Source organism: Cupriavidus basilensis (genome assembly GCF_008801925.2).
In the GTDB taxonomy this organism is placed as follows: Bacteria; Pseudomonadota; Gammaproteobacteria; order Burkholderiales; family Burkholderiaceae; genus Cupriavidus; species Cupriavidus basilensis.
Map to the genome: position 1 here is coordinate 821,257 of NZ_CP062803.1, position 13,983 is coordinate 835,239.

General features: G+C 63.9%; 21 protein-coding genes and 2 pseudogenes. 15 read left to right on the forward strand and 8 right to left on the reverse strand.

Translation table 11 applies throughout. From position 1 onward, the window contains the following. Nucleotides 1–74: 74 nt before the first annotated feature. A pseudogene (locus tag F7R26_RS41930) lies at nt 75–983 on the forward strand (T6SS effector phospholipase Tle3 domain-containing protein); the annotation flags it as partial. 527 nt (nt 984–1,510) lie between these two features. Here F7R26_RS41930 and F7R26_RS03700 read toward each other — a convergent pair. Further along, nucleotides 1,511–2,107, reverse strand: a pseudogene (locus tag F7R26_RS03700) (LysR family transcriptional regulator); the annotation flags it as partial. A 166-nt stretch (nt 2,108–2,273) separates the two neighbouring features. Here F7R26_RS03700 and F7R26_RS03705 point away from each other — a divergent pair. From F7R26_RS03705 to F7R26_RS03725, 5 genes are all read left to right on the forward strand, one after another. Beyond that, the gene (locus F7R26_RS03705; protein ID WP_150988714.1) at nt 2,274–3,239 is read left to right on the forward strand and encodes an alpha/beta fold hydrolase; all 966 of its coding nucleotides are present in this window, start codon (nt 2,274–2,276) and stop codon (nt 3,237–3,239) included. Nucleotides 3,240–3,278: 39 nt separating this feature from the next. After that, complete coding sequence (locus tag F7R26_RS03710; protein WP_150988711.1) at nt 3,279–4,262, forward strand: glutathione S-transferase family protein; 984 nt, start codon at nt 3,279–3,281, stop codon at nt 4,260–4,262. Between the two features lie 43 nt (nt 4,263–4,305). After that, on the forward strand, nt 4,306–5,340 hold the full coding sequence (locus F7R26_RS03715; protein ID WP_150988708.1) for an alpha/beta fold hydrolase: 1,035 nt from the start codon (nt 4,306–4,308) through the stop codon (nt 5,338–5,340). Between the two features lie 96 nt (nt 5,341–5,436). After that, complete coding sequence (locus F7R26_RS03720; RefSeq protein ID WP_150988704.1) at nt 5,437–5,937, forward strand: hypothetical protein; 501 nt, start codon at nt 5,437–5,439, stop codon at nt 5,935–5,937. Nucleotides 5,938–6,027: 90 nt separating this feature from the next. Next, nucleotides 6,028–6,222: a hypothetical protein gene (locus tag F7R26_RS03725; protein ID WP_043344120.1), complete on the forward strand. Its 195-nt coding sequence runs from the start codon at nt 6,028–6,030 to the stop codon at nt 6,220–6,222. 39 nt (nt 6,223–6,261) lie between these two features. Here the strand turns inward: F7R26_RS03725 and F7R26_RS03730 are convergent, their stop codons facing one another. Next, a complete protein-coding gene (locus tag F7R26_RS03730; RefSeq protein ID WP_150988700.1) occupies nt 6,262–7,140 on the reverse strand; it encodes a lipid A biosynthesis lauroyl acyltransferase in 879 nt (292 codons plus the stop codon). Between the two features lie 175 nt (nt 7,141–7,315). Continuing rightward, nucleotides 7,316–7,543, reverse strand: a complete 228-nt coding sequence (locus tag F7R26_RS03735) for a hypothetical protein (protein WP_150988697.1) — start codon at nt 7,541–7,543, stop codon at nt 7,316–7,318. Nucleotides 7,544–7,888: 345 nt separating this feature from the next. Here F7R26_RS03735 and F7R26_RS03740 point away from each other — a divergent pair, with 345 nt between their 5' ends. From F7R26_RS03740 to F7R26_RS03765, 6 genes are all read left to right on the forward strand, one after another. Continuing rightward, complete coding sequence (locus F7R26_RS03740) at nt 7,889–8,092, forward strand: cold-shock protein (RefSeq protein WP_006157950.1); 204 nt, start codon at nt 7,889–7,891, stop codon at nt 8,090–8,092. A gap of 97 nt (nt 8,093–8,189) precedes the next feature. Further along, complete coding sequence (locus F7R26_RS03745) at nt 8,190–9,113, forward strand: S1 family peptidase (protein WP_338404694.1); 924 nt, start codon at nt 8,190–8,192, stop codon at nt 9,111–9,113. Nucleotides 9,114–9,174: 61 nt separating this feature from the next. Beyond that, entirely contained in the window at nt 9,175–9,459 is a 285-nt protein-coding gene (locus F7R26_RS03750; protein WP_043344135.1) for a hypothetical protein, read from the forward strand. Nucleotides 9,460–9,651: 192 nt separating this feature from the next. Beyond that, complete coding sequence (locus tag F7R26_RS03755) at nt 9,652–9,975, forward strand: hypothetical protein (protein ID WP_150988694.1); 324 nt, start codon at nt 9,652–9,654, stop codon at nt 9,973–9,975. A 95-nt stretch (nt 9,976–10,070) separates the two neighbouring features. Further along, complete coding sequence (locus F7R26_RS03760; protein WP_150988690.1) at nt 10,071–10,355, forward strand: hypothetical protein; 285 nt, start codon at nt 10,071–10,073, stop codon at nt 10,353–10,355. A 212-nt stretch (nt 10,356–10,567) separates the two neighbouring features. Beyond that, the gene (locus F7R26_RS03765) at nt 10,568–10,942 is read left to right on the forward strand and encodes a hypothetical protein (RefSeq protein WP_150988687.1); all 375 of its coding nucleotides are present in this window, start codon (nt 10,568–10,570) and stop codon (nt 10,940–10,942) included. Between the two features lie 72 nt (nt 10,943–11,014). On the opposite strand, the gene F7R26_RS03770 is transcribed toward F7R26_RS03765, so the two are convergent. The 3 genes from F7R26_RS03770 to F7R26_RS03780 all read right to left on the reverse strand — a co-directional run bounded on the left by F7R26_RS03770 (nt 11,015) and on the right by F7R26_RS03780 (nt 11,903). Further along, nucleotides 11,015–11,269 (reverse strand): translation initiation factor 1, encoded by a 255-nt coding sequence (locus F7R26_RS03770; RefSeq protein WP_150988684.1) that lies wholly within the window; start codon nt 11,267–11,269, stop codon nt 11,015–11,017. 80 nt (nt 11,270–11,349) lie between these two features. Then, entirely contained in the window at nt 11,350–11,571 is a 222-nt protein-coding gene (gene infA, locus F7R26_RS03775) for a translation initiation factor IF-1 (RefSeq protein ID WP_006157957.1), read from the reverse strand. 74 nt (nt 11,572–11,645) lie between these two features. After that, a complete protein-coding gene (locus F7R26_RS03780) occupies nt 11,646–11,903 on the reverse strand; it encodes an isochorismatase (protein ID WP_416351303.1) in 258 nt (85 codons plus the stop codon). 532 nt (nt 11,904–12,435) lie between these two features. Here F7R26_RS03780 and F7R26_RS03785 point away from each other — a divergent pair. Then, nucleotides 12,436–12,636, forward strand: coding sequence for a hypothetical protein (locus F7R26_RS03785; protein WP_150988681.1), 201 nt, complete (start codon nt 12,436–12,438; stop codon nt 12,634–12,636). A 40-nt stretch (nt 12,637–12,676) separates the two neighbouring features. On the opposite strand, the gene F7R26_RS03790 is transcribed toward F7R26_RS03785, so the two are convergent. Then, nucleotides 12,677–12,919 carry a hypothetical protein gene (locus tag F7R26_RS03790; protein ID WP_150988678.1) on the reverse strand — a complete coding sequence of 81 codons (243 nt, stop codon included), beginning with the start codon at nt 12,917–12,919 and terminating at the stop codon, nt 12,677–12,679. A gap of 110 nt (nt 12,920–13,029) precedes the next feature. After that, nucleotides 13,030–13,299: a GTP cyclohydrolase gene (locus F7R26_RS03795; RefSeq protein WP_150988675.1), complete on the reverse strand. Its 270-nt coding sequence runs from the start codon at nt 13,297–13,299 to the stop codon at nt 13,030–13,032. 223 nt (nt 13,300–13,522) lie between these two features. Here F7R26_RS03795 and F7R26_RS03800 point away from each other — a divergent pair, with 223 nt between their 5' ends. Together F7R26_RS03800 and F7R26_RS03805 are read left to right on the forward strand one after the other, a co-directional pair. After that, complete coding sequence (locus tag F7R26_RS03800; protein WP_006157962.1) at nt 13,523–13,660, forward strand: hypothetical protein; 138 nt, start codon at nt 13,523–13,525, stop codon at nt 13,658–13,660. Nucleotides 13,661–13,716: 56 nt separating this feature from the next. Continuing rightward, complete coding sequence (locus F7R26_RS03805; RefSeq protein ID WP_043344159.1) at nt 13,717–13,938, forward strand: hypothetical protein; 222 nt, start codon at nt 13,717–13,719, stop codon at nt 13,936–13,938. Nucleotides 13,939–13,983 lie beyond the last annotated feature (45 nt).

The window sequence follows — 13,983 nt, forward strand, 5'->3', positions numbered from 1 at the left end:
GAAGCCCGCGGCAGGATGTGGACTATCCCGCGCGCCTGCCCGGCGTGGTGATCTACGTGCATGGTGTCAACTCCATGGGCGAATGGTTTGACGACAGCGAGGCCGGGCTGTGCGCCGGCCTCAACACCCGGCTGCAACGCAACACCGATCAGGTGTTTCGCGTCAGGGGCAGCGGGCAATTGCAGCCGGCCACCTATCAGGGGGAACTGACCGACGACGGCTTTATCCGCCGTGACATGAACGCTGATACCTTTGTGCAGGTACCCGGCTACAGCCCGGTGATCCGCTTCCGCTGGGGCTACAAGGCCAGCAAGGAGGAGCTGGCGACGGTGGGGGGAAACATCCTGCTCGATGAGGCGGACGCCTGGGGCGGCGGCCCGTTCGCCAACGGCTGCTCGGCACTGCCCGACATGTTTGGCGGCGGTGTCGATACCGGGCTGTTTCTCGGCGTGGCGTTACAGGATATGAACCCCAGCGACCGGCTGATCTATGACTGTCCGCCTCGCCACTACCAGGCCTTTGCCGCCTGGCGCCTGGCCAAGCTGGTGGCGCGCGTGCGCGAGCTGCACCGCGCCCGGTACGACGGCAAGGACTGCCCGGTCACGGTGGTCTGCCACAGCCAGGGCAATATGATCGGCATCGGCTCGGCATTTTTCGGGGCCAATCACCCGGATCTCGGGGGGCTGGGCGTGGCGGATACCTACGTGCTGGCGAACGCGCCCTACAGCCTGCAGAAGATCAGGGTCGACAATTTTTCCCAGTACGACCTGACGACCATGCGCGGACGGGTCAAGCATGAAGCGCGGGTCCAGAGCCTGGCGGCCTTTTTCGACATGGTGCGCAACGGGCCGGGTAAGCATGCCGATGACAAGGAAGTCAACCGCGAGGTCATGAACCGCGCCCCGCGCAACGGCGACGCGGCATGCAAGGCGGACAAGGACCGCACGGCACGCGCCACGCGCAAGCGCGTCTTTCTCTACTGCAATCCGCACGACCGGGTGATCTCGGTGTCGACTGTGCAGGGCATGGGCTGGCTGGGCCTGAGCCCGGATGAAGTGAAGGCCACCAAGGCCGAGGGCGTGCTGTACCAGCGGGTCTGGGCGCAGGCGGTCCTGCCGGGCGGAGAGCCGTTCAAGGTGGGGGCCTGCTCCGGCTTCGGCTACAACTACTGGAAACATACGATCGGGGCCCGGCTGGAGCAAAACCAGTTCTGGGAGCCCCAGGCCGACCGGCTGGGCATCCAGATCCAGGAGATCTGGGAGGACCCGCGTGGCAGCTTGCTGGGCAAGGCCGGGGTGACTCTGCTTGGCGGCTTCGCGCATCTTGTGCTCAAGGGCATCACTGCCGCGGGAGGCAAGGTGGCGTATGTCAACGCAGACCCGGAGAAGCAGTGGTCGGTGGAGGTCAACGCGCCTGCGGTACCCAGTGGTGGCATCGAACCCCGCGCGCTCTACCTGGCGCGGGGGAACGGACAGAAACGGGAAGGCGAAATTCCGAGCGGGCTCAAGACGGCCACGGCCACGCCCCGGTGCGCCGAGATGCGCTGGCGCGTGAGCGGCTCGGCTGCGCTGGCAAGCGGGTGGCGCGGCGCCACCGCAAAGACCCATTCGACCACGCCGAGCTCGAACCAGCGCAGGCCGGGGATGGTGGGTGGCTCATTGGTCGCGCCGACGATCACATCGGCGCGGCCGTCGCGCAGCGCTTCCCAGGTGCCGCTGAGGACTTCGTGGGTCAGGCGCAGCGCCACGCCGGATTTGAGCGCATCGAAGCTGCGGATCACCGGCATCAGCAATTCGAACTCGAGCACTTCATCCGTGACGATCCACAGTCGATCTTCCCAGCCGCTGGCCACCTGCCGCACGCGCTGGGTCATGCGCGACACGTCCTGCATCAGGCGCGCGGCCTCTTCGGCCAGCACGTGGCCGGCGGGGGTGAGTTGCAGGCGGTAGCGGCGGCGGTCGAACAGCAGGGCGTCAAAGCGGCCCTCTAGTTGCCGGGCGGCGTGGGAGACGGTCGATGGCGCCTTGCCCAGGCGTGCCGCGGCGCGCGAGAGGCTGCCGCTGTCCCGGATGGCTTCCAGCAAGGCCAGTTCGTCTTCTGACAACATGTTCAACTCCGTCGAACGAGTTCATCGGGAAGATCGTACGGCAAAACATGTGTGCCGGCGCAATATTCGTCACAGTGCATCACCCGATTCCCGAAACCCCTTTGTTTGCAAGCGCCGTCGGCCAGGACAATGCGTCCAGCCATGGCACTGTCATCGGAGAAAAGTCATGGCTCTTATTCATCGCATCGCAAGGTATGCCGGCGCCGTATTGCTGGTGTTCGGCGCGCTCGCCTCGCTTGCGCCGCGCGCCGAAGCCGCGGGCGCTGCCGCTGCCGTCGTCTCTCATACGATCAAGGCGAACGGCATCGCCTTGCATTACCTGCAATCCGGGCGCGGCGGCGGCACGCCTGTCGTGTTATTGCATGGCTACGCGGAATCCAGCCATATGTGGCTGCCGCTGATGGCGAAGCTTGGCGACAAGCGTACCGTGATCGCACCGGACCTGCGCGGCGCGGGCGACTCGGCGATGACGGCGTCGGGCTACGAAAAGAAGAACCTGGCGCAGGACATTCACGCCATGGTCCAGGCTCTGGGCTACCGCAAGATCAATATTGTCGGCCACGATATCGGCTTGATGGTCGCCTATGCTTACGCTGCGCAATACCCGGACGAAGTGGAAAGCGTGACGCTGATGGATGCGTTCCTGCCCGGCGTGGGCGACTGGCAAAAGGTCTGGCTGCTGCGCGACAAGTGGCACTTCAACTTCTATGGCGATACGCCGGAAAAGCTGGTAAAGGGCCGCGAGCGTACCTACTTTGAACACTTCTGGAACGATTTCGCCGCTGACCCGAAGCACTCGGTGCCGGAGGCAGATCGCCGGATCTATGCTGCCAACTACGCCAGGCCGGGCCGGATGCGCGCGGGATTCGAGTTCTTCCGTGCGTTCCCGCAGGATGCCGAAGACTTCGCGGCGCTGGCAAAGCACCCGCTGCCGATGCCCATGCTGGTGCTGGCGGGCGAGAAGGCCTCGGGCAATTTCCTGATCGACCAGGCACGCCTCGTCGCCACCCATGTGCAAGGCGTGATCGTCAAGGGCTCAGGGCACTGGCTGATGGAAGAAGCGCCGGGGCAGGCCATTCCGGCTATCGTTCAGTTCATCAACACGCCGTCGCAACCCGTAAGCGCCGACTAAAGACGCCTACCTTACCGCATCAAAAAAAGGAGTATCGACATGGGACTGCTCGTCAACGGCAAATGGCAAGACCGCTGGTACGACACGGCATCCACCGGCGGCCGCTTCGTTCGCAAGGACGCGGCCTTTCGCAACTGGGTGACGCCCGACGGCGCCGCCGGCCAGAGCGGCACCGGCGGCTTCAAGGCCGAGGCCGGGCGCTATCACCTGTACGTGAGCCTGGCCTGCCCGTGGGCGCACCGCACGCTGATCATGCGCGCGCTCAAGGGGCTGGAGGGGATGATCAGCGTCTCCACGGTGCACTGGCTGATGCTCGGCGAGGGATGGACGTTCGCCGAGGGCCCGGGCGTCGTGCCGGACACGGTCAACGGCGCGCGGCTCCTGCACCAGGTCTACACTGGCGCCGATCCCGATTACACCGGGCGCGTCACCGTGCCGGTGCTGTGGGACAAGCAGCGGGGAACCATCGTCAGCAACGAGTCGTCGGAGATCATCCGCATGTTCAACACCGCCTTTGACGATGTTGGCGCCAGGGCGGGCGACTACTATCCGGCGGCGCTGCGCGCGGAAATCGACGACGTCAACGCGCGGGTGTACGACACGCTCAACAACGGCGTCTACAAGTCCGGCTTTGCCACCACGCAAGACGCATATGAAGAGGCGGTGACGCCGTTGTTCGATACGCTCGACTGGCTCGAGGCGCGGCTCGCCACGCGCCGCTTCCTGCTGGGCGATCCGCTTACCGAGGCCGACATCCGCCTGTTCACGACGCTGGTGCGCTTTGACGCGGTCTATGTGGGGCACTTCAAGTGCAATCTGCGGCGCATTGCCGACTATCCGAACCTGTCTGGCTTTACGCGCGACATCTACCAGTTGCCGGGGATTGCGGCGACGGTCAATATCGACCATATCAAGCGGCACTACTATGAAAGCCACCGCTCTATCAATCCGAGCGGCGTGGTGCCGGTGGGGCCGGTGCTGGACTTTGCCGCGCCGCCGGAGCGCGCGCGGCTGGCGGCGTGAGGCCGACTTCCGTCCTGTCTATTTACCAGTTGAGACCACTGTCATGAAGTTTCATCGCCAATCCCTGCTTGCCTTGCTCACAGTGGCAGCCGTTGCCACCGCGCCCGTCGCGCTGGCTGCCGCCGACGATGGGCCTGCGTATGGCCCCGAGCTGGAGGGCTTCCACTATCCGGCGCCGGTCCAGCAGTTCGCGTTCACCTCGCAAGGCGAGGCGATGCAGATGGCTTACATGGACATCAAGCCGGAGCGCGCCAACGGCCGCACCGCGGTCTTGCTGCATGGAAAGAACTTCTGCGCGGCGACCTGGGGGGACACGATCAAGGTGCTCAGCGCGGCCGGCTATCGCGTCATTGCGCCGGACCAGATCGGCTTTTGCAAATCCAGCAAGCCGGCGCACTATCAATACAGTTTCCAGCAACTGGCGCGCAACACCCACGCCTTGCTGGAATCCATCGGGGTCCAGCAGGCGACGGTGATCGGGCATTCCACGGGCGGCATGCTGGCGATGCGCTATGCGCTGATGTACCCGCAGCAAACCGAGCGGCTCGCGCTCGTCAACCCGATCGGCCTGGAAGACTGGAAGGCGTTGGGCGTGCCGTCCTTGTCGGTGGATCAGTGGTATGCCCGTGAGCTTGCCACCACTGCCGACAAGATACGCAGCTATGAACAGGCTACCTACTATGTCGGCACATGGCGCCCCGAGTACGAGCCCTGGGTGCAGATGCTGGCGGGCATGAACCGCGGCCCGGGCAAGCAGCAGGTGGCCTGGAACTCCGCGCTGATCTACGACATGATCTTCACGCAGCCGGTCGTCTACGAGCTGGGCGCGTTGAAGACGCCAACCCTGCTGCTGATCGGCGACAAGGACACGACGGCCATCGCCAAGGACGCGGCACCGCCGGAGGTCCGCGCGAAGGTCGGCAACTATCCGGTGCTGGCGCAGCGCACCTTGAAGGCGCTGCCGAACGCCAGGCTGGTGGAGTTTCCCGAGTTGGGCCACGCGCCGCAGATGCAGGATCCAACGGCGTTCCACAAGGCGCTGCTGGATGGCCTGGCGGCGTTGCCGGCAAGCCGGTAGCACGCACGCCGAAGGCGTGCGGGGCGGGCGGCGGCGGCTGAGGGAATGAATCCTGCTTGGGGGACAGGGCAAGACCGTTTTGCCCGTGGCCGTCACGTGCTGGCGGTGAACGCCGTCAGGTCAGATCCCTGGCCTGTCGTTACCGAACAAGAACCCGCCGAACACGCCATCTTGTACTTTCTCCGACCCATGCGGGCCGCGTTTTGTAAAAAATGCAGTGCTATCGCCATCATTCTCAGTAGATCCGCCGCGCACGACAAGCGCGTGGCCGGGAGGCACTTTTGCCTTCGTCTTGTCGCGTTTGCAGCGGTGACGTTCGGCTTTCCGGCAGGCCATGCCTTTGCCGAGGAGACGGAGGCGGCATCTGCGGTCGAAGTGGCGCAGTGCGGGGATCTGCTCGCCATCGTGCGCGACAGCCTGGTCAAGGAGGTGGAAGTGCCTTGTGCTCACCCTGCGCCGGCGACATGCAACGAACGCAAGCGTCCGCTGCTGGCCATCACCGACTATATCCGCGAGCGCAGCGCCAACCGAGGCGACGATTGCGACACGCTGCTGGAAGTGAATCGCCGCCTGCGTGCCTTGCCGCCAAAGCGCTGAGAGGCCGCGCCGGGGTGCTACCATGCGCGCAGCTTGCTAGCCCGGGCATCAGGCCCGGGGGCAGAGTTCGACTTTTGCAGGGGAATCTGGATGGATCCGACAGTAGTGATCAGCACCTTCGAGCGCATCGCCAACGACGACACGGTGGAGCTATCAGTGGACGACGCCGTGGCCGGCCTGGCCGCGCTGCTTGCCAGCGAGCCGTTTTCCGACGCGGCGCGTGCGCTGCTGGAGACGGTGGGCGCCACGCTCTATCGCGTGGGCCTGGATGGCTACGAAGGCTGAAGGGAAAGTGAGCGGCGCGCTCGCGCTGCGCCAGGCATCTCAGTAGACAGGGGCTTCGCCCTCGGGGCGGTGCTTGAAGCGGCGATGCACCCAGTAGTATTGCTCCGGCATGGCGCGGACCTGTTGCTCCAGGAACGCGTTCATGCGCAGTGCGTCGACCTTCTCGTCGCCGCAGGGGTAGCCCGCCAGCGCGTCGAATATCTTCAGCTTGTAGCCGCGATAGCCAGGCAGGACAGAGGTGGTGAAGGGCACGACGCGCGCGCCGCTGAGCGCGGCCAGACGCGACACCGAAGTGAGCGTGCAAGCGGGGACGTTGAAAAACGGCACGAATACCGAATCGCGCAAGCCAAAATCCATGTCCGCCGCGAGCATCAGCGGCGTGCCCGACTTGAGCGCGCGCAAGGCCTGGCGCACGCTGCCATTGCGCGGGATCATCTCGGTGCCGAACCTGCCGCGCTGCCGCTTGGCGAGTAGTTCCAGCAACGGGTTCGACATCTTCGAGTAGAGCGAGGCCACCGGATGCTTGATCGAGTAGAACATGCAGCCGGCCTCGATCGCCACGAAATGGAATCCCAGGAAGATGGTCGGGCCGGCCTCGGTGTTGCCGAGTTCGATGGCGGACTCCAGTTCGACCAGGTCATTGAGCTTGCCGGCGCAGCCATACCATTGCACGCCGCGTTCCAGGTAGCTTCGAATCACGTGGCTGAAATGCGCCTGCCCGAGGGCATGTCGATGCGCTTCGCTCTGGTCGGGAAAGCAAAGCCGCAGGTTGGTCTGCACAACGCTGCGGCGCCGGCTTGGAATGCGATAGAGCAGGGCGCCCAGGCCCATGCCGATGCGGGCGCAAACGCCATAGGGCAGGGCGGCGAGCAAGCGCAGCAGGCTGACGGTGAAAAATAGTCCGATACGCTGGATCATCCTGTTCCTGAAGGGTTGCCGCGTGGCGTGACGCGCGCCGCGGGAGTGCGGCGCTGTCTCGCGTGAACGACGCGGCAGTGGTGGTGATTGCCAGCTACTGGGCTTGCGGGGCCTGTTGCGCCCGCCTTGTTGGTGTGGTGCTATGGCGCCGTGTTGATGCGGGCGCGTGCCTGCATCATTGAAGGTCCGGCACCGGCGCCTGCTGCCAGCCCTGCGCATCGACGTTCTTCCCGTCGCGGTAGGTCCAGCCCGTGCCGCAGGCCTGGCACACAAAGGTACTGACTGTCATCGCAGGGCTGCGTGGCACCTTGATGCGCTGCGTGTCGGTGATCCTGAGCAACGCATGGCCTGGCGAGCCACCACGGTTGGTGTCGATGGCGAGGCAGGCTGGGCAAGGCGACATGCGGAATCCGGCGGCGGGAGGTGGGTGACTGTAGCACGTTCATGCTGCTATAAACCGCCGCCGAGAGCTTGTATCTGTTCGCGCACGTGAGCGCGCGCGAGGTGTGGCGCGAAGTGTGGAAAAGACCTTGCCCGCCATCAATGAGGCACTTTTTTCTTCGGTAAGTTGACATGCCTATCCCAGGCCTGTATAAAGGTTGGTGCAGGATCTTTCAAGCGGTTACTCAGATGTTATGGATCGTCACCTCCAAGCGGCGATTCGTTTGCTCCATGTTCCTTCCTTGATCGTCATGCCTGGTGAGCATCAGGCTCATCCAGAACTTTTAAGGTTTAAAGGATATCCAGCATGGAAACCGGTACCGTCAAGTGGTTCAACGACTCCAAGGGCTTCGGCTTCATCACCCCTGACGCAGGCGGCAACGACCTGTTCGCGCATTTCTCGGAAATTCAAGGCGGCGGTTTCAAGTCGCTGCAAGAAGGCCAGAAAGTGCGTTACGTCGCAGGCGTTGGCCAAAAGGGCCCCGCAGCGACCAAGATCGAGCCGATCTAATCGAGCCGATTCGAATCGCCTAGAAAAAAGCCCCGCTTAGCGGGGCTTTTTTTTTACCGACCGGGACTCATCGAGGTGCGCAAGCGCATAAAACATCATGCCTATGGTCGAATCCATCCTTCTGGCTGCCGTCCGGGTTTCGTCCTTCGAGGGCCAGCAGCCGCTGACCAACGCGAGCGGATTCTTCTTCGAGCGCGATGGCCGGCTCTTCGTGGTGACCAGCCGCCATGTGGTGTTCGACGAGCCAAGCAAGCACCACCCGGACCGCATCGAGATCGAACTGCACAGCCAGCCGGAAAACATGGCCGACTCGATCGGCTTTTCGATTCCGCTGTACCGTGACGGGCTTGCCGTCTGGCGCGAAGGCGAGGACGGTGGCGGCCCGGTCGATGTCGCCGTGGTGGAGATCGAGCGCAAGGCGTTGCCGCCCAAGCTGCTTTACCGGGCCTTCACGCCGGAGCATCTGGCGCAGCCTTCCGATCGCGTCGAGGTGGGCGACTCCCTGTTGATCGTCGGATTTCCGCTGGGTTTTCATGACGCGCTCCATCATCTACCGGTTGCGCGCCAGGCCGTGGTTGCGTCCGCGTACGGATTGCGCTTTCAGGGCCAGGGTTTTTTCCTGACCGATGCCAGGACGCACCGCGGCACCAGCGGCGCGCCTGTGGTCTCGCGCATGCGCGATGGCCGGGGCGACGAGCTGGACCTGCCGTGGATGCTGCTCGGCATCCACTCCGCTCGCTTCGACGTCGGCTCGCGCGACCTGGCGGAGGATGAAGTGCTTGGGCTGAACTCTGCCTGGTATGCGGACATGCTGCTGACCCTGACCGAGCCCGTGGCGGCAAAGCCCGCGCGGGCCGCGCCTGGCGCCGCCGCGACTCCCCCCGCCGCTACTCCCACCGCCGCCACGTCCCCCGTTGCTGTCGCCGCGGCCGTTGGCAATGCGGCTGCCACGCCGTCGGTTGTCCCGGAGGCTGCTACCGCTACCGCTCCCGCGCCAGTCCCGCCCTCTCGGCCAAAATAAAGGTCATGGAGCGGCTCTCAATAGGAGTAGAGTGGGGCTCAGTGGAACTGTGGAGTGCATCATGGACGTCAATCCGATTGCCAGCTACAAAGGGTTCGACTTATACCCTCTCGTGTACAAGCACGCCGTGGTGCGCACCTGGCCGGAACGCAGGCCGGACCGTACCTTCGACGCCGCCGTCGTGATCTGCCGCGAAGGTGGCGAGCCCGAAGGCACGCAGGCCCGCACGTTCCGCCTCGACACGGTGCCGTGGGACAACGTCGGCGCCGCGCGCCGTGGTGTCGTTCGTTACGCCGAGGACATCATCAACGGCGCGATTCCCGGGCAATCCGTCGTCTCGCTCTGACACTCAGGGCGATATGCGGCAATGTCCGTCGTTACACGAGGATGACGCAGGCGCGCCTGCCATGTCCTCGCTTGTCCATGGCTTGGCCGAGCTGCCAGCCACCGCTGCTTCGTCGCCAGTTGACGAGATTCCCGGGATGTCCTGCTTGTTCGACCGGCCGACTGCGCGCCGGTCGGTCGCCGGTGCGTCGCCATGCTAGATCTCGTTGCCTTCGTGAAGCCCGTCCTTGACGAGATCACCGGGCAAGACGTCAGGGTCTGGTCGGCAGGGCAACGCGTGGTGACGGCAAACTGGCAGATCCCTGTTGCCACGAGCGCTACCTGGCCAGCCAGGGCGCTTGAAATCGAGATGGCGCACGACGTCGCGGAGCAATTGAGCAACGCGGACCAGAGCGCTTTATATCAACTACAACGCAGCCTTGACCGGTATCTGCGCGCACGCCTTGGCGTCCATTGCAAGCAGGACAAGCCAGGGTACGCGATCGTGATTGTCGTCGATCGCCTGATGGCTCCCTAGCTTGCCCGCGTGCTGGCGCACTGGACCTGGGCATTGGCCATTGCGAGCGATGCGGCACAAGGCCAGCCGCGGCATCCAGCCGCCTGGAGCACTACATGAACAATACGCCTTCCGCCTGCTACAAGGGTTTCGACCTCTATCCGCTGGTGTACAAGATCCAGCCCGCGCAATCCTGGCCGAGGACCAAGCCGGATCGCAGCTTCAACGCGTCCGTGGTGATCTGCCGCGAAGGCCATCGGCCCGGCAGTGAACGCACGCGCGTGTTCCGTCTGGAAAGCACGCCTTGGGAGAACATCGGCACGGCGCGCAGGGGGGCCGTGAAGTTCGGTGAAGATATCATTAACGGACTGATTCCCGGGGAGTCTGTCGCCACGCTGTAACGCTGCGCCGGCAGAATCTGGCCGGGTGGCGCGGCATTGCCCGTGCTTGCCGTGATGCTGGTGTTGCCAGCTGGTATCGTGGGGGTGGCCCGGCCGCCGTCAGGCACTGGGAAGCAAGAGGAAACGGGACCGCGCCGTGCAATGCCCGCCCCGCCGGTCTACCTGTCAAAACCTGCCGTGCGCAGTTGCGCCGGCCCGCGAGCGCATACGTCATGAACAAGGTTGCCACACCATCCAACTTTCTCTGCACGCTACCGGGGCAAGGCAAGGGCATCGCCTACCATGTAGCCGTCAGCTTTCTCGACTCCAGTCATCCGACGGGTGTGCGCTTCACCAGTTTCGTCGGTGACGGCAGGCGTTCATTCGGGGTTCAGGCCAACGAGGCAGCCTTGGCGGGCGAAATGGTCGACAGCTTCGAGGCATTGTGCCGGCTGGCGATCGGGCAAGCGATTCGTGACAACCTATATGACAAGGCTGGCGAAGGAGACTACGTGCTGGACCTGGGCGCGCAGCCTTTCGAGGGCGAGTTGCGCCCGGTTGGCTCGCGCGTTGGTGTCAGCATGCCGCGCATGCGGTTTCCTGGCTGAGCCATCGCGTTTCCTGGCGCTGGCACGGGCGCGGGGAGCACCCGGGAGGTCGTGCTGGTCCGGGCTGACCGGCTAGACGCCGAATGCCGGGCTGCCGAAGCGGGCCAGCAGCGATTCGATCAGTGCCATGTCTTCGGTCTGCGGGGTCCTGTCTTCCGTGGCGCGCGACGGGCCGCAATAGGTTGCGCACACATGCCTGCGCACGGTAAGCACTTCATCCGCGGGGCGCTCCACCGTGACTTCCGGTCCCGGCACGTGGCGATAGCTTCCGCCTACCCAGCCACCTGGCGTCAGGTGCATTTCTTCCCATTCTTCGCTGATCGACATGATTCTTCCTTTCGTTAGAGGGTGGGAGGGGCCGCGGGTCGACAGCTTGACGGCGCGGCAGCGTATCCGGCCAACCAGTATCAGTACTTGTGGCGGTAGTTGATCCGGCCCTTGGTCAGGTCGTAGGGCGACATTTCCAGCGTGACGCGATCGCCGGCCAGGATACGAATGCGGTTCTTCTTCAGGCGGCCGGACGAATAGGCCCATACCTGGAAACCATTTTCCAGGATGACGCGAAAACGGTTGTCCGGCAGTACTTCCGATACTTGTCCACCAAATTCCACTAGTTCTTCTTTAGCCAAGGATGATCCTTTTGCAGCAAGACCTGCTGCACAGTAGGTTGAGACGCATGCGGGTTGCTTTTCGTGTGGCCGGCTTATTGCAGGCGCATATTGGCAGCGACGCTCTCGGCCGCGCGTCGGGCGGCCTGTTTGGCCAGGGCTTCGGTGCCATGCGTGGCATGGCGCATCGAGACGTTGGCGACGATGCATTCGGAGCCATTCCTGTATTCGGCGATCAGGTAGGTCGCAAACCACACGCCTGGCTCTTGTTGTATCGGGTAGACCGACACGGTGTACGGATTGGCGCGGGTGGCGCGGGTAATGCTATTGGTGCGATTGATGCTTTGATTCAAGGTGTTGCCCTTATGCGGGCGGACGATCTGAGGCAACGTTAAGCGCTTCTCTTGGTGCGCCGCGTGCTCTCTTCTGGCGATCGGTCGCCGTGTTTGTGTTGTCCAGCAACGGCAGGTCTCGCGCGTTTGCGCGAGAAAGGTAGCTGGTGATGAGTGGACCGTGCTTGCGCAGGCTGATGCGCCAGGTACATGCGCACAGGTTACGGAGCGGATATACCGCCGGGTCGGGAGGGTGATGGGCGGTTGTCGCCCTGAACGAATCGGGTGTACGCCCGACAGGCCGCCGTTAATATTTTGATGATGTCTGGCGGCCGGCACGTTTGGGCCGACGAGAAGAGGGTCGGCGAACGGCCAAGACTGCAAATGATACCATTTTCCGTCAATCGGCGCTCGCCCGCGGATTTGCGCGTACGATAGACACGGTGTTGCACATAGCGCCCCTGGTGGCGCGGGCGCAGCGAGACGCTACCCGTCGTGTCCCGGGCAGGCCGGTGCCCGACGCCGGGCAGGTCGCAACTGAGCGAGGTGATCGATGCCGGAGAGTTTTTTCTATCAGGGCCACTACGTCAACCTGGAGCTGACGCAGCGCACCTTCGGCCAATGGAACTGGGTCTATACGCTGGATACGCATGGCCGTTTTGAGAACCAGGGCAACGCGTTCAGCTCGCGCGAGCTTGCCATGGCGGATGCCCTGGAGAACGCAAAGGCCCGGATCGAGCGCCTGGGGCACTAGTCAAGCCAAGTGGTACCAGGCGCCCAGGCGCCTTGCCGCCTTACCTCCCCTCGTCGGGAATGTTGTATTGCGCCTGCAGTGTGGCCGTGAACGGACGGATCTTCTCGATGCAGGCCGCGCTGTCGCCGCCTTCCATGGTGGACAGATTCCAGTTGCAGCCGCCCGCGTCGGGCGCATGCCAGCAAACGTCGCCGAAGCAGGCGCCGCTGCATTCCGCGAATTTCTGCTGCTCAGCGCGAATCATGGCGCGCAGTTCCGCCTTGTTCTTGATCTGTCGGTCCATGGTCGTCTCCTGTTTTTTCGTGGGGAAGTCTTGCCGGGCGTGGCTGCGGCCAGGCCGGTCAGGGCGGCCGCGCGATGGACTGCAATTCCGGGCGAATCGAGGGGGCGGGATTACTTGCGCTTGACGAAGGTGGACATGTCGTCGATGACGGTCCTGGCATAGGACACGGCCAGGTCGATGGCATCGTGCGGCGTGTGCGCGACATGTTCGAGCAAAGGCGGCACCAGCCTGAGCGAGCCGCTGTCGCCGCTGACCTGCGTGATGGTCACGGTGGCCAGAAAGCTCGCCCGTGCGAGTTCGTCGTTGGCGCTTTCGTCGAACGAGCGGCGTACATTGGCCGAGACCTTGAACCCCTTGTAGATCGCATGATTTTGAGACATGTTGATCTCCTTTCTTCAACGAGCATACGCTGTTTGCCCGGTGGCGTCCGATTTACTTGGCGGCGCAATGGCAGGTGGTTCTCAACCGGCGGCCGACGGCGATTTTCCCGCTTCGGTCATGCGCAGGCACCTCGCGCGATATTTCACTGCACGTTGGAGTAAGCGGGTATGCTGGATCTGCCGCCCGGCACGCAATGCAGTAACCCACTCGTGGAGACACACCATGGCCAAAGGTCAATTACGCGGCAATCGCGAAACCAAGAAGCCCAAGCAACCCAAGAAGCCGGTCGCACCCGCAGCACCGTTCGGTGCCGTCCAGTCGCGCGTCGGCAATGATGGCGCAGCAGGCAAGAAGAAGTAATCAAGGGGCGAACGCCGGGGCGTTCGAGACACCGGGAGTGCAAGATGAGGCGTGACATGTCCTTCGCGGACCGCGTGCTGACGGCACTGCGCGCTGACAGCCAGGCGATGATGACGGATCTCCAGCTCGCCAAGGCACTGGGCAATGCCGATGCATCCAAGCTCAGCCACCATTTGCTGCTGCTTCAGGATTCGGGCCTGGTCGCCAAGACCGCTACCTCCGGGTGGCGCCTGACCTGGGCCGGCCACGACCGCGCGGAAGCGCGCAGCGTGGCCTAGCAGGCATCCTGCCGGCCACCAGCCCGGCCGCACAGACAAACCAAC